Genomic DNA, 14,753 nt, shown 5'->3' on the forward strand with positions numbered 1-14,753 from the left:
TCGAGGCCGCGGTGGATGGGGCGATAGCACCAACAGCAGCAGCGCCGCATGGACCATCACCGTGCCGATCAGGGCGACCGGGCGCCGCCTGTACCCTCTTGCTCGATACGCCCCCATGACGCCATCTCCCCGCCGGCAGGATCGGCGCAGCGGGTCCTTTGCGTCAACCGAAAAGGCGGCCCGCAGCGTTGCCGCGGACCGCCCTTATAGCGCGCCGGTACCGTCCGGCCTCAGGCCTGACGCGTACCCGATAGCGGGAAGCTGCCAAAGGCGCCTGCGCCCACCGATCCGGTCAGCGTGTCGCCATCGGCCGTTGCCTCGCAATCCAGCGTCATCGGCATGGGCACGGTGATCGACATCTTCCACGTGATCGTGTTGCCGTTCGCCTCACCCTGCACATCGGCACTGCCCATCGCGCCGCTGCTGGTGCCCGTGAAGCTACCGCCGTCGGTCTGCACGGTCATCGTCATGTTCTGGTCGCCCAGCGGGGATTTGACGGTGCAATCCCAGGTGCCGTCGATCTCGGCCATATGCATACTCTCCTTACTTGGCCGCAGCGGCGGGTGCCGCGGCGGCCGCGCCTGCCACCGATGCGGCAGACACGGTCTCGACCGCAAGGCCAAGCCCGTCAAGCTGCGGACGGACCTGCTTTGCGTCTCCCACCACAACCCAGATCGTGCGCTTGGGGTCCAGCGCGGACCGGATCGCGCCGTTCAACTGGTCACGCGTCATGCCACGATACCGCGCCGCCAGCGTCGTCTGGTAATCGTCCGGCCGCTTCAACAGGTCGTTATACTGCATCGCGCCCAGCACCGCGTCGGACGTTTCGTAATCGCCCGGCAAGGAATTGATTCCGCCATTGATCGCGCGGTCGAACTCCTCCTGCGTCATCGGCTCCTTCCCCAGGAACGCCACCACGTCCTCGCGCGCCGATGCCAGCGCCGGCCCCGTCTTGTCCGCCTGCACCGGCGCACTGATAAGATAAGGCGCCGCCTCTGCCGCGGTCTGGAAGCCGCCCCGCGCGCCATAGGACCAGTGCCTGGTTTCACGCAGATCCATGTTGATCCGGCTCAGGAAGCCGCCGCCCAGCGCGTCGTTCGCCGTGTTGACCGGCAACAGGTCCTCGGTCCCCTTCAGGCCGGTGGGGATCGCACCGACGATCATCGATTGCGGACTGTCGGGGCGATCGACCAAGAGGATCTTGGGCTGTGCCGGGGACATTCCGACCGAGAAATCCTTGATGCCGGCCTGGCCGGTGCCACGCCAGTCACCGAATTCCGTATCCAGCGCCGCCTTCACCTCGGCCAGCGGACGATCGCTGACCACGAACAGCTTGGCCTTGTCGGGACGGAGCCAGGCCTGCTGGAACGCCAGCAGATCGGCACGCGTCAACGCCGCAACCGCCTTCGGGTCGCCACCACCCTGCGCCTTGGCATAAGGATAGGCCGGGCCATAGACCAGCGGCGGCACCACGCGACCGACCAGGCCGCTCGGGTTGGTCAACTCCTGCGCGATTCCCGCCAGCGCCTGCTGCTTGACGCGCGCCAGCTCGGTTTCCGAGAAGGTCGGCTCGCGCGCGATCTTGGCGAACAGGTCGAGTGCGGGGGCCAGGTTGGCACTGGGCACCTGCAGGTTCATCGTCGTACGATCGGCACTGCTCCCGCTGCCGATCGAGGCACCCAGCCGCTCCTTCGCCTCGGCGATCTGGATCGAGTCGAGCCCCGCCGCGCCCTCGTCCAGCATCGCCAGCGTCAACCCTTGCGTGCCGAGCTTGTCGGCGACGTCCGCGGCGGTGCCCGCATCGAACGACAAGGCAACCTGCGTCACCGGCACGGCGCTGCGCTGCGCATAGACCAGTTCGATGCCGTTCCTCAGCGTCGTGCGCTGAACGGCAGGGAAGCTCAGCCCCTTGACCTTGCCCAGTGCCGGAATGGGACCTCGCGTACCCTGAACCGGCGTTTCAGCCGCGGGGGCCACATCGGCGCGCGGCGGCACCTTGGCCTCCTCATACGCATCGCGCGGACCCTGCTCGACCGTCAACGCATAGACCGGCCGGGTCAGCCACCGATTGGCTGCGGCCTTCACACTGGCGGGCGTCTGTGCGGCCAGCGCCGCCAGTTCCTTTTTGTAGAAGCCGGGATCGCCGTAGAACAATGCACCCTGCGCCAGCGCCACGGCCTTGCCGCCGAAGCCGCCGACCGACTCCAGCCCACGGATCGTGGCTGCCGCCTGCGTCGTCACGACGCGGTTCACCTCGTCGGCCGTCGGCCCGTTCTTCAGGAAATCGGCGAGAATTGCATCGATCCGCCGGCCGACCAGTGCAGGGTCCACCCCCGGTCGCACGATGGCGCGGATGCCAAAGGTACCCACCTGCGCCTCGCTGCCCGCATAAGCGGACACGTTGACCGCAAGTTTCTCCTTCTTGACCAAGGCATTGTCGAGCCGACTGGACGCAAGGCCGCCCAGCACCGCGCCGGCGACGCCAAGTGCTGCGGCGTCAGGATGGTCACCACCGGGAATCGCCCAATACCGGCTGACCATCACCGCAGCGACCCGGTCCTTGATCGTCTCCGATTTGGGCGCGGGCAGCGTCGGCACGGGAGCAGGCCGCGTCACCGTTTTCGGACCGGCCTTGATCGCACCGAAATACTTCTCGACCAGCGGCTTGGCAGTGGCGACATCGATATCGCCGGCCAGCACCAGCACCGCGTTGTTGGGGGCATAGTGATTGCGGAACCAGTTCTTCACCGTGTCCAGGCTGGCGGCATCCAGATCGGCCATCGAACCGATCGTGTCATGCCCGTACGGGTGGTCGGCAGGAAACAACCCTTCCGTCACCTTGTATCCCGTAAGACCGTAGGGCTGGTTGTCCCCCTGCCGCTTCTCGTTCTGCACCACGCCACGCTGCTCGTCGAGCTTCGCCTGGGTTATCGCGCCAAGCAGATAGCCCATGCGATCCGATTCCAGGAACAATGCGCGGTCCAGTCCGGCCGTGGGCACCGTTTCGAAGTAATTGGTTCGATCCGAACTGGTCGTGCCGTTGAAGTCAGTAGCCCCGACCTGCTTCAGCGGCTCGAAAAAATCGCCCGGTGCGTTCTCGCTGCCGTTGAACATCAGATGCTCGAACAGATGCGCAAAGCCCGTCGAACCCTTGGGCTCATGCTTGGCGCCGACATCGTACCAGACGCTGACCGCGACGATCGGGGCCTTGCGATCGGTGTGAACGATCACGCGCAACCCGTTAGGCAACGTGAATTGCTGATAAGGAATATTGACTTGGTTGACGAGCGTGGCGGCAGGAACCGGCTTTGCCGTCTGTGCGGCAACAGGCGCGCCAAGGGCGATGAGAGCGGCGCCGCTAAGCGCAAGAACCTTGACGTGCATGAACTTCCCCCGATCTGGTGTCCTGTGAGACTATATCGGCCTGTTTGGGGGTGCAACGGGATGCGAAGACAAATTTCAACACTGAAAACTGCCCTTGTGTTGCCCAGAAGCAACACCATCTGACACCCAATAGATACAGGGACTCCAGATGAACCTCGAAAAATTTACTGACCGGGCCAAGGGCTTTCTGCAAGCCGCCCAAACCGTCGCCATTCGCATGGGCCATCAGCGGATCGGCAGCGAACATCTGCTAAAGGCGCTGATCGAAGACGATCAGGGCATGGCCAGCGGCTTGATCCAGGCCGCCGGTGGCGATGCGCGCCGCGTCGCGGCCGAAACGGATGCCGCCCTCGCAAAAATTCCCGCTGTCAGCGGTTCGGGCGCGCAGGGATCGCCGGGCCTCGACAATGATCTGGTCCGCGTGCTCGATCAGGCTGAACAGGTGGCGCAAAAGGCGGGTGACAGCTTCGTCACGGTGGAGCGGCTTCTGCTCGCCCTCACCCTGGCGGGGACGACCCCGGCCGGCAAGGCGCTGGCGAGCGGTGGCGTTCGCGCGGAGGCGCTGAACGGCGCGATCAACACACTGCGCCAGGGGCGTACGGCAGACACCGCAGGCGCCGAGGACCGCTATGACGCGCTGAAGAAGTTCGCGCGTGATCTGACCGAGGCCGCCCGCGACGGCAAGCTCGACCCGGTGATCGGCCGCGACGAGGAGATTCGCCGCACCATCCAGATCCTGGCCCGCCGCACCAAGAACAACCCGGCCCTGATCGGCGAACCCGGCGTGGGCAAGACCGCGATCGCCGAGGGGCTGGCGCTGCGCATCGCCAATGGCGACGTGCCCGACACGCTGAAGGACCGCCGCCTGATGGCGCTGGACATGGGCGCGTTGATCGCAGGCGCGAAATATCGCGGCGAGTTCGAAGAGCGGCTGAAGGGCGTGCTGGACGAGGTGAAGGCCGCCGAGGGCGACATCATCCTGTTCATCGACGAGATGCACACGCTGATCGGCGCGGGCAAATCCGAAGGCGCGATGGATGCGGGCAACCTGTTGAAGCCCGCGCTTGCTCGCGGCGAATTGCACTGCGTCGGCGCGACCACGCTCGATGAGTACCGCAAATATGTGGAAAAGGACCCGGCGCTCCAGCGGCGGTTCCAGCCGGTCTTCGTCGGTGAGCCGACCGTGGAGGACACGATCAGCATCCTGCGCGGGCTGAAGGAGAAGTACGAGCTTCACCACGGCGTGCGCATCACCGACGGCGCGCTGGTGTCGGCCGCGACGCTTTCGAACCGCTACATCACCGACCGCTTCCTGCCCGACAAGGCGATCGACCTGATGGACGAAGCTGCCAGCCGCATCCGCATGGAGGTGGAATCGAAGCCCGAGGAGATCGAAACGCTCGACCGCCGGATCCTGCGCCTGAAGATCGAGCGCGAAGGGTTGCGCCGCGAAACGGATGCCGCCTCGGTCGACCGGCTGGAAACGCTGGAAGGCGAACTCGCCAATCTGGAACAGCAGTCCGCCGAACTGACCACGCGCTGGCAGGCGGAGAAGGACAAGATTGCGGGTGAGGCCAAGCTGAAGGAACAGCTCGACGCCGCGCGGCTGGAGCTGGAGCAGGCGCAGCGGCAGGGGGACCTCGCACGCGCGGGCGAGCTGTCCTACGGCCGCATTCCGACGCTGGAAAAGCAGCTGGCGGAGGCGGCGGCGACCACCAAGGGCGCGATGCTGCGCGAGGAGGTGACCGCGGACGATATCGCCGGCGTGGTCAGCCGCTGGACGGGCGTGCCGGTCGACCGGATGCTGGAGGGCGAGCGCGAGAAGCTGCTGAAGATGGAGGCGGTGCTCGGCCAGCGCGTCATCGGTCAGGCCGATGCGGTGCGCGCGGTCGCCACCGCGGTGCGGCGTGCGCGGGCCGGGCTACAGGATCCCAACCGGCCGCTCGGCAGCTTCCTGTTCCTGGGGCCGACGGGCGTGGGCAAGACCGAGCTAACCAAGGCGCTCGCCGAGTTCCTGTTCGACGACGCCAGCGCGATGGTGCGCATCGACATGAGCGAGTTCATGGAGAAGCACGCCGTCGCCCGGCTGATCGGCGCCCCTCCCGGCTATGTCGGTTATGAGGAGGGCGGCGTGCTGACCGAGGCCGTGCGGCGCCGGCCGTATCAGGTGGTGCTGTTCGACGAAGTGGAGAAGGCGCATGGCGACGTGTTCAACGTGCTGCTTCAGGTGTTGGACGATGGCCGCCTGACCGACGGTCAGGGCCGCACCGTCGACTTCTCGAACACGCTCATCATCCTGACCAGCAACCTGGGCAGCCAATATCTGGCGACCCTGGAAGAAGGCCAGGACGTGGAAACCGTCGAGCCGCAGGTGATGGAGATCGTCCGTGCGCATTTCCGCCCGGAATTCCTCAACCGGCTGGACGAGGTGATCCTGTTCCACCGGCTGGGTCAGGCGCATATGGGCCCGATCGTCGACATTCAGATCGGCCGCGTCGGCAAGCTGCTGGCGGATCGCAAGGTGACGCTCGACCTGACCGACGCCGCCCGTGCCTGGCTGGGCCGTGTCGGCTACGATCCCGTATATGGCGCCCGGCCGCTGAAGCGCGCGGTGCAACGCTATCTGCAGGACCCGCTGGCCGAGGCGATCCTGCGTGGCGAGGTGAAGGACGGTGCCACGGTGCACGTCGATGAGGGGGATGGCCGGTTGGTGTTGAGGGTGGGGTGATATCGTCGGACGCGCTGAGCAGATAAATATGGGGCGGGTAGAAAATTTCTACCCGCCCCATCATGTCTATCAGAAGTTCTTTACGAAGCTTACCGAGAAGCGACGTCCGATCTGGTCATTGATCGACAGCGGGATCAGTACCCCATAATATTCTTGACCCTGACGATTGAAGAGGTTCGTTACGGATATATTGAACCTCGAGTCGTCAGAAGTCAGGAAGAACACATTCATATTAATCGTTGCATAGGGATCGAAATGGTCAAACTCCCGGGTATCATTAGGGCTTGGCCCTCTATTCTGTAGCGATACAATCTGCCGTCCCACGATATTAGCAAAGGCAGCAATTCCCCAACTGTCGTTCGCGTACGACGCACGCGCCTGCCCCGAGATGCGCGGATCACTGTTGCTGATGAGGCCATCCGATCGCCGAGGGGCAACGCCGGTGATGTCGTTCACACGACGCATCACATAAAGGACATCAGCGCCAAGATTCAGCGTCCCTGGAATGTTCAACCCGTCGAGCCGGGTCTGATAATCCAGAACGCCGGTGATGCCCTCGAACCTGACCTGTTGGCCGTTAACGTAGCCGGACCGCACCGCGGGATTGGTCGGAGAATTTGGGATCTGGCCATTGGCAGCGAAGCCCAACTGCCGGCAGAACTCGTTGCCGCTACGCGGATTAGACTTATCAAAGTTCACATTGTCGAAACAACCTTGGCTCAGTTGGTCGGTATCGAGACTCTCGATCGGCCCCTTGATCTTGATGTTCACGTAATCCGCCGTGATCGTCAGCCCGCGGACGAAAGACGGCTGGAAGATCGTCCCGAACGTATAGCTGTCGGCCTGTTCGTTCGCCAGTTGAGGATTGCCGCCATTCAGTCCAGCAACCGAAGCTTGCGACGCCAACAGAACGTAGCTTGCCGGATCATTTCCGGTCGCCTGAAGGAACGCCTGACAATTTGCGGCGCGCACGGCCGGAACCGGGCCGGCGTTGCGATTCGCCGCAGTACACAGGTCCAGCGGGCGGACCTGTGTAGGACTTTGTGGAAGGAACAGTTCGGTGATCGCTGGCGCGCGGAACGAGCGGGTGAAATTGCCGCGGAACTGTAGCGTATCGAATAACCCGATACGCCCCCCTGCCGCCCAGGAGGTAAATTCACCATTGACCGTGTTGTTGACATACCGGCCGCGCCCGAAAACCTCCGCCGACGTGATTACCGGTATATTGTTGTCCCGCGATATAAGAGGAACCAGTATTTCGCCGAACACTTCGTCGACGTTAAACTGACCGGCAGTCGGCGCGACGGCCGATCCACGACCACCGCCGAATTGCGTAAAGCTGTCTGGGGTAAAGGCAGCCTTTTCATTGCGGTGTTCGTAACCGAGATTGAATCCGATCGATCCTGCCCACAGGTCAATCAGGTCGCCACCGATATTCGCATTGAATACCCATTGATCCAGTCGTGCCGTATCGACGGTATTCTCACTGATATAGGCCAGTGCCGCGGCGGAAGCTTGACGAACGCCGAACAGATTCAACGGTACGCAACGCGCATCCGCAATCGGCTGCACCGGTTGGTCGGGCGCCACCGGCACGGTCGGCGTTACCGAACAAACAGGGCCTGAAGTGCCTTGCGTGACACTGACTGCGTTAATGAACCGCTGTTGATTGATCTGACGGGAAAAATTCTGGATTTGATTGGTGCCGTAGTTGAAGCTCGCTTCATAATTGAGCTGACGGCCGATAGCCTTGAAATCGCCACGCAGCCCGATAACGCCACGCTTCAACTCAGTTTCGGATATAGCGCTCTGATCAAAGAGATCTTCATTGGATCGCGAGAGATTAAGAGATGTAATACCGCGACTCAGCAAAAGGGTGCGATCCGCTGCGTTGAGGAACGGCACCGTTGCCGTATCGAACGTCAGCCCACCGCTGGTGTCTGGATCGAAGACGAACGTATTGAACGTCGGCGCGTTCCCGAGTTGTTCTGCCCGTCCCTTGTAATACAGGACTTCGGTAAACACTTCCGCAGCATCGGCCAGCTTGTAAGATGCCGTCGCGTAGGTCGAGAACCGTTGTAGATTGCTAGTGATCTGCGTCTGGTCGGAGGTCTGGTACGTATTACCGCCTGATTGGAAGAATCCGGTCAGCCGCGTACCTGACGTCACGGGAACAATCCGCCCGGCGGCGTCGAATTGGAGACCGGTGCGTCCCCCGGTATCGCCATTGATGATGACGCCCCCTGACGACAGGAACGGCGATGTAAGATTGCGGAACAGGATGCGCCCGGGAACGCCGTCGGTTGCGCCGTTGTTGCAGGGGATGTTGGGATTGACGCGACCGTCATTGCCCGGCGCGGCCGTTCCCGAACAATTGTTGAGGGATCCAAGATTCTGTCGGATAAATGCACGATCGATACCGCGCAGGCCGTTGAGGCGATCAAAGGAGGCCGCCACCATGACATTGCCGCGACCTTCGGCGAAGTCGCTGCCAACAAGGCCGGAAAAGTTGTAGTTGAAGGCGTCACCTTGTTCGGAAATGCCTGACGTGGCCGAGAAGCGCGCACCATCGAAACGTCGCCGCATGATGACGTTCAGCACGCCAGAAATGGCGTCTGATCCGTAAACGGGTGCACCGCCCACAGACAGGCTTTCCGTACGTTCGATCGCCAAGGTCGGAATGATGTTCAGGTCGACCTGAACGCCGGGCCCGCCGGGGCCGAATTGCGAAGGAACGTTGGACGATACCGACCTGCGACCATTGATCAGCGTCAGCGTGCGGTTCGATCCAAGGCCGAACGTGTTAACGAAGTTGACGCCGTTGCCGTAAGACGCCTGCTCACCCGATGGGGTAACGCTGCCTCTAAATTGCGGCAGTTCGTTTAGCGCGTCGGCGACGTTGGTCAGGTTCCGGTTCTGAAGATAGGCCTGATCCAGTGAGGTTGCTGGTTCAAGCCCCACGAGTTCCCGGCGGCGAATACGCGATCCCGTAACGGTGATGACGCCGTCATCCTGATCGGCAGACGCATTCTCTTGATCCGAAACACCTTGCGACTGCTGTGGAACGGGTTGCAATGATCCCCCTTCGATGCCAGCCGATGAGTTAACGCCCCCCCGATCTACGGCATTTGCGATCGCCGGATCAGCAACGCCGCGTGCTGCCACAGGTGCCGCCATACCGATAACGCTGATACCTGCTCCGGCCAAGGTGATCGCACGAATGGCAACGCCTCGCCCCAACACCCGCCGCCGATAGATCTTATTTCCCATCATATTGGTCCCCGTTTCGATAACTTATTGTGATTGCCTAAAATCACCGCTTGCTCATTTAAATTTTGCTTTGGGAGCAAGAGACAGTCATAGCTGCCAAGTTTCAAAACGATTTCAAACGAAATGATAGCGCGACTTATAGCAAATTGAATGTCGTGTATCTTTCAGGACACACCGCTTGCACGTGATAAATCATCATGAACATAATCACATTGCCATGATCTTGCAATTAAGATCATGTTATTTCTAAGTTTTATCTTGATTGATGCAGTCGTCACGACCACTGCTAATCCAAATTGGAATGGTACGGCAGATTGAGAAAAGGCCGGCGACGCCTTCACTCAATCATCCTCATCCTCAAACCCTACTAGCGCCAGCGCGCGCGCCTTGATCTGGCGGGTCATGCACCAGTGAACCAACGCCTCCTCCCGACCATGGGTCACCCAGACTTCCTTCGGCGCGATCTCGGTCAGGGTGTCGGTCAGTTCGTCCCAGTCGGCGTGGTCGGACAGGATAAGGGGGAGCTCGATGTTCTTTTGCCGGGCGCGTTGGCGGATGCGCATCCAGCCGCTGGCCATGGCGGTGATGGGGTCGGGGAGGCGTCTGGACCAGCGGTCGTTGAGGGCGCCGGGGGGGCAGACGACGACGTGTCCGGTCATGGCCGCCTTGGGCGTGTCGGCGACCGGCAATAATTCTCCAAGATCAACGCCATGCTGCACATAGAGGTCGCACAGACGCGCCAGCGCGCCGTGAATGTAGATGGGCTGGCGATGGCCGCGGGCGCGCAGTTCGGCGATCACGCGCTGTGCCTTGCCGAGCGCATAGGCGCCGACGACGACGCAGCGATCGGGGTTCGCGTGCAGCCGCGCGATCAGCTTGTCGATCTCGTCGCCGGTATCGGGATGGCGGAAGACGGGCAGCGCAAACGTCGCCTCGGTCACGAAGACGTCGCAGGACACCGGCTCGAACGGCGCGCAGGTGGGATCCAGGCGACGCTTGTAGTCGCCCGACACCACCACCCGTTCGCCACGATAGTCGAGCACGATCTGCGCCGATCCCAGCACATGACCGGCGGGGACATAGCCCACTTCCACCTCGCCCAGCCGGATCGTTTCGCCATAGGCGACGGGCACACCATTCTGCGGCCCGTACCGACAGGCCATGATCGCCAGCGTTTCCGGCGTCGCCCACACCGTCTGGTGCCCGCCGCGCGCATGATCGGCATGGCCATGCGTCACCAGCGCGCGGGGCACCGGTTCGGAGGGGTCCACCCATGCGTCCGCAGGCCGCACATAGATGCCGTGGGGGTGCGGTTCGATCCAGTCGCCTAGCTTTGCCATGCACCGAATTACGCGTGGGCCACGGTTTCGGTGCCGTCACGGATCGAACATCGCCCCTATATCGTTGATCATGACAGCGATGAAGGAGAGTCCTGATGGAAGGTGGCCTTTGGGGCACGGTGGTGATCCTCGGTCCGATCCTGCTCGCCCTGGCGATCGGCTGGGCGATGCTGAAGAACCGCACGTCGAAAGCGAAGCTGCGCCAGACCGAACAGGCGACGCGCGACCTGTACGACCAGGGCACGACGGACCGAACCCGGCACTGACGCTTCCCGCGCCCTTGGCGCGCTGGTTCGAGAACCGCGGCTGGCGGCCGCGCGCGCATCAGCTCGCCATGCTGGAACAGGCGCAGGCCGGGCGACACGCGCTGCTGGTCGCGACGACGGGCGCGGGCAAGACGCTGGCCGGTTTCCTGCCGACGCTGGTCGACCTGATAGATGCGCCGGCGCAAGGGCTCCACACCCTCTATGTCTCGCCGTTGAAGGCGCTGGCGGTGGATATCCAGCGCAACCTGCTGGGCCCCATCGAGGAGATGGGGGTAGATATCCGGGTGGAGACGCGCACCGGCGACACCCCGTCCGACCGCAAGGCGCGCCAGCGCACCAAGCCGCCACACATCCTGCTGACCACGCCAGAATCGCTGTCGCTGTTGCTCAGCTACCCGGACAGCGTGACCCTGTTCGCGGGGCTGAAGACCATCGTCGTGGACGAGGTCCATGCCTTTGCCACGGGCAAGCGCGGCGACCTGCTGGCGCTGGCGCTGGCGCGGCTCCAGCGGCTGGCGCCGGATTTGCGGCGGGTCGCACTGTCGGCGACGGTGGCGGACCCCGACGGTTACCGCGCCTGGCTGGCGCCCGACGGCGACATCGATGCGGTATCGCTGGTCCAGGGCGAGGCGGGCGCACCGCCCGACATCTCGATCCTGTTGCCGCAGGACCGGGTGCCCTGGGCGGGGCATTCGGGCCGCTATGCCGCGGCACAGGTGATGCGCGAGATCGAGGCCCACCGTACCGCGATCATCTTCTGCAACACGCGCAGTCTGGCCGAGCTGATCTTCCAGGACCTGTGGAAGGCGAACGACAAGGGCCTGCCGATCGGCGTCCATCATGGCAGCCTGGCCCTGGAGGCCCGGCGCAAGGTGGAATCGGCGATGGCGGCAGGCAAGCTGCGCGCGCTGGTCGCCACCTCCAGCCTCGACCTGGGGGTCGACTGGGGCGATGTCGACTGCGTGATCCAGATGGGCGCGCCCAAGGGGTCGTCGCGGCTGCTCCAGCGGATCGGGCGCGCCAACCACCGGCTGGACGAATCGAGCGAGGCGATCCTCGTCCCCGGCAACCGCTTCGAATATCTGGAAGCGCGTGCCGCGCTCGATGCGGTGGAGGCGGGCGAGCTGGACCCGGACCTGTTCCGCCCCGGGGCGCTCGACGTGCTGGCGCAGCATGTGATGGCCTGCGCCTGCGCCGCGCCGTTCGATCAGGCCGCGTTGCTGGACGAGATCCGCTCCGCCCTGCCCTATTCCGCCTTGACCGACGACCTGTTCGACCGGGTGCTGGGGTTCATCCGCGACGGCGGCTACAGCTTGCGCGCCTATGACCGGTTCAAGCGGCTGACCCAGCAGGCGGACGGGCTGTGGCGGGTCAGCCACCCGCAATTCATCGCGCAGCACCGGTTGAACGCCGGGATCATCGTGGAAGCGACGATGCTGAAGGTGCGGTTCCGCAACGGCCGCAATCTGGGCAAGGTGGAGGAAGGCTTCGCCGCCACGCTGGCGCCGGGCGACACCTTCTTCTTCGCCGGGCTCAGCCTGGAGGTGGAGACGATCGATACCGAGGACCTGATCGTCCGTGCGACCAGCCGCCCGGCGCGCATCCCCAGCTATGGCGGCAGCCGCATGCCGCTGTCGACCAGCCTTGCCGCACGGGTGCGCGACTTTCTGGCATTACCGGACGAATGGCACCGCTTTCCGGAGGATGTGCGCGACTGGCTGGCGATCCAGAGCCGCCGCTCGATGATGCCCGCCCCCGGCCAGCTGCTGGTCGAAACCTTTCCGCGCGAGGGGCGGCATTACATGGTCGCCTACAGCTTCGAGGGGTGGAATGCGCATCAGTCGCTGGGCATGCTCATCACCCGGCGGATGGAAGCGCAGGGGCTGAAGCCGCTCGGCTTCGTCGCGAATGACTATGCGCTGGCGTGCTATGGACTGGAAAAGATCATCGATCCCGCCAGCCTGTTCTCCTCCGACATTCTGGAACATGAGTTCGTCGACTGGGTGCAGCAGTCGCACCTGCTCAAACGCGCGTTTCGCGAGGTGGCGGTGATCGGCGGGCTGGTCGAGCGCCAGCATCCCGGCCGCCGCAAATCGGGGCGACAGGTGACGTTTTCGACCGACCTGATCTACGACGTGCTGCGCAAATACGAGCCCAGCCACCTGCTGCTGCAGGCCGCATGGGACGATGCCCGCGCGCGGATGACCGATGTCGGGCGTCTCGCGCATCTGCTCGACCGCGCGGCGGGGACGATGCTGCACGTCAATCTGGAACGGGTCAGCCCGCTGGCGGTGCCGGTATTGGTGCTGATCGGGCGGGAGAAGGTGTCCACCACAGTCGGCGACGATGCGTTGCTGATCGAGGCGGAGGCGCTGGCGGCGGAGGCGATGCGGGTGGATTAGGGTGGCGGGGAGTTGGGGTTGGATGACATCGGGGTGATCCACCCGCCCCTTCGTTCGTCTCAAATAGTGGTCGAGTAGCGGCGCAGCCGCGTATCGAGAGACAGGTCGCTACGCGTGGCACTGTATCGGTCCGAACAGATCAAGGTGATGTGATCCTGCTTCAAGCCTTCCTTTGTAGCGGGAGAAGCTCGAATGTTGCGCTGCTTGGCGGCCCCTCACCCTCCCACCGCTTGCGCGGCGGGCCCCTCCAGCATCAGGCCGTCCATGCCCCCGGCATGGACTAAACAGCGCGGGGCGCTGTTTACCTGATGCTCCCCGTTAGGGGAGAGGGATTATTATAGGCTTGGCGTTGGCAAATGCTGCGCGCATGTTGCGCAGCATGAAGCGTGCGATTGCCGCCTTTTCTCTTACGATTGCAGCCGCTTCGGCACCCGCCCAGCATGTGCCGCTGGTCATCCCGCCCTCGACGCCGCCGCCGCTCCCCATCCCTGACGAGACGTTGCTGCAACTGGGCGCGGTGGAGCAGCGCATGACCGTGCCGGTAATGATCGGCGCGCGCGGCCCCTGGCATTTCGTCATCGATACCGGGGCGGAGCGCACCGTGATCGCGCGCGAATTGGCGGGGGTGCTGGGGCTGACCGCCGGCCCCGGTGCGCGCATCGTCGCGCTGACCGGCATCATGCCGGTGGAAACCGCGATCATCCCCGCGCTTCGGGTCAGCAGCCTGCCGCCACGCGGCGTGGTCGCGCCCGCGCTAGCCGCGCAGCATATCGGGGCGCAAGGGCTGCTCGGCATCGATGCGTTGCAGGACCATGCGGTCACCATCGATTTCGATCGCGACCAGATGACGCTGATCCCCGCCCCGCGCCGCGCGCGAAAGGGGGCGGCGGACGAGATCGTCATCACCGCCCGGTCGCGGCTGGGGCAGTTGATCGTCACCGATGCCGCGTGGCGCGGCACCCGCATCGCGGTGGTGATCGACACCGGCACCCCCTACAGCATCGGCAACGGCGCGCTGCTGAACGCGATGACCCGGCGGCAACGGACCTTGCCCGCCGTCACGCTCACCTCGGTGACCGGCCAGTCGCTAGTCGCGCCGTCGCTGCTCGCCGACGATCTGGTGGTCGGCGGCATCCGCTTCGCAGGCGTGCCGATGGGCTTTGCCGACAGCGCGGCGTTCGACCGGCTGGGGCTGGGCGACAAGCCCGCGCTGCTGCTCGGCATGGACGTGCTGCGCCTGTTCCGGCGGGTGGCGATCGACTTTCCCAACCGCCAGATCCGCTTCCTCAACCATCGCACCGATCGCGGGCGCCCCGCCTCGCCCGGTTGAAGCGCCCCGTCACGTCGCCCCGATCACCCTGAT

8 protein-coding genes are annotated in these 14,753 nt (G+C 64.0%); 4 read left to right on the plus strand and 4 right to left on the minus strand.

Annotation, left to right across the window (positions count from 1 at the left end; genetic code table 11):
• Positions 1-230: 230 nt before the first annotated feature.
• Together OXR08_RS03965 and OXR08_RS03970 are read right to left on the minus strand one after the other, a co-directional pair.
• Complete coding sequence (locus tag OXR08_RS03965; protein WP_112383847.1) at positions 231-530, minus strand: hypothetical protein; 300 nt, start codon at positions 528-530, stop codon at positions 231-233.
• Between the two features lie 13 nt (positions 531-543).
• On the minus strand, positions 544-3,384 hold the full coding sequence (locus OXR08_RS03970) for a pitrilysin family protein (RefSeq protein ID WP_267347866.1): 2,841 nt from the start codon (positions 3,382-3,384) through the stop codon (positions 544-546).
• 148 nt (positions 3,385-3,532) lie between these two features.
• On the opposite strand from OXR08_RS03970, the gene clpB reads away from it, so the two are divergent.
• A complete protein-coding gene (clpB, locus tag OXR08_RS03975) occupies positions 3,533-6,112 on the plus strand; it encodes an ATP-dependent chaperone ClpB (protein WP_267347867.1) in 2,580 nt (859 codons plus the stop codon).
• A 69-nt stretch (positions 6,113-6,181) separates the two neighbouring features.
• On the opposite strand, the gene OXR08_RS03980 is transcribed toward clpB, so the two are convergent.
• Together OXR08_RS03980 and OXR08_RS03985 are read right to left on the minus strand one after the other, a co-directional pair.
• Positions 6,182-9,385, minus strand: coding sequence for a TonB-dependent receptor (locus OXR08_RS03980; RefSeq protein ID WP_267347868.1), 3,204 nt, complete (start codon positions 9,383-9,385; stop codon positions 6,182-6,184).
• Between the two features lie 338 nt (positions 9,386-9,723).
• Positions 9,724-10,722 carry a ligase-associated DNA damage response exonuclease gene (locus OXR08_RS03985; RefSeq protein ID WP_267347870.1) on the minus strand — a complete coding sequence of 333 codons (999 nt, stop codon included), beginning with the start codon at positions 10,720-10,722 and terminating at the stop codon, positions 9,724-9,726.
• A 95-nt stretch (positions 10,723-10,817) separates the two neighbouring features.
• Between OXR08_RS03985 and OXR08_RS03990 the strand changes: the two genes are divergently transcribed.
• From OXR08_RS03990 to OXR08_RS04000, 3 genes are all read left to right on the plus strand, one after another.
• Positions 10,818-10,988 carry a hypothetical protein gene (locus tag OXR08_RS03990; protein ID WP_162527077.1) on the plus strand — a complete coding sequence of 57 codons (171 nt, stop codon included), beginning with the start codon at positions 10,818-10,820 and terminating at the stop codon, positions 10,986-10,988.
• 14 nt (positions 10,989-11,002) lie between these two features.
• Positions 11,003-13,390 carry a ligase-associated DNA damage response DEXH box helicase gene (locus OXR08_RS03995; protein WP_267347875.1) on the plus strand — a complete coding sequence of 796 codons (2,388 nt, stop codon included), beginning with the start codon at positions 11,003-11,005 and terminating at the stop codon, positions 13,388-13,390.
• Between the two features lie 379 nt (positions 13,391-13,769).
• The gene (locus OXR08_RS04000; RefSeq protein ID WP_267347877.1) at positions 13,770-14,720 is read left to right on the plus strand and encodes a retropepsin-like aspartic protease; all 951 of its coding nucleotides are present in this window, start codon (positions 13,770-13,772) and stop codon (positions 14,718-14,720) included.
• Positions 14,721-14,753 lie beyond the last annotated feature (33 nt).

The organism is Sphingomonas sp. GM_Shp_2 (assembly GCF_026540875.1).
In the GTDB taxonomy this organism is placed as follows: Bacteria; Pseudomonadota; Alphaproteobacteria; order Sphingomonadales; family Sphingomonadaceae; genus Sphingomonas; species Sphingomonas carotinifaciens.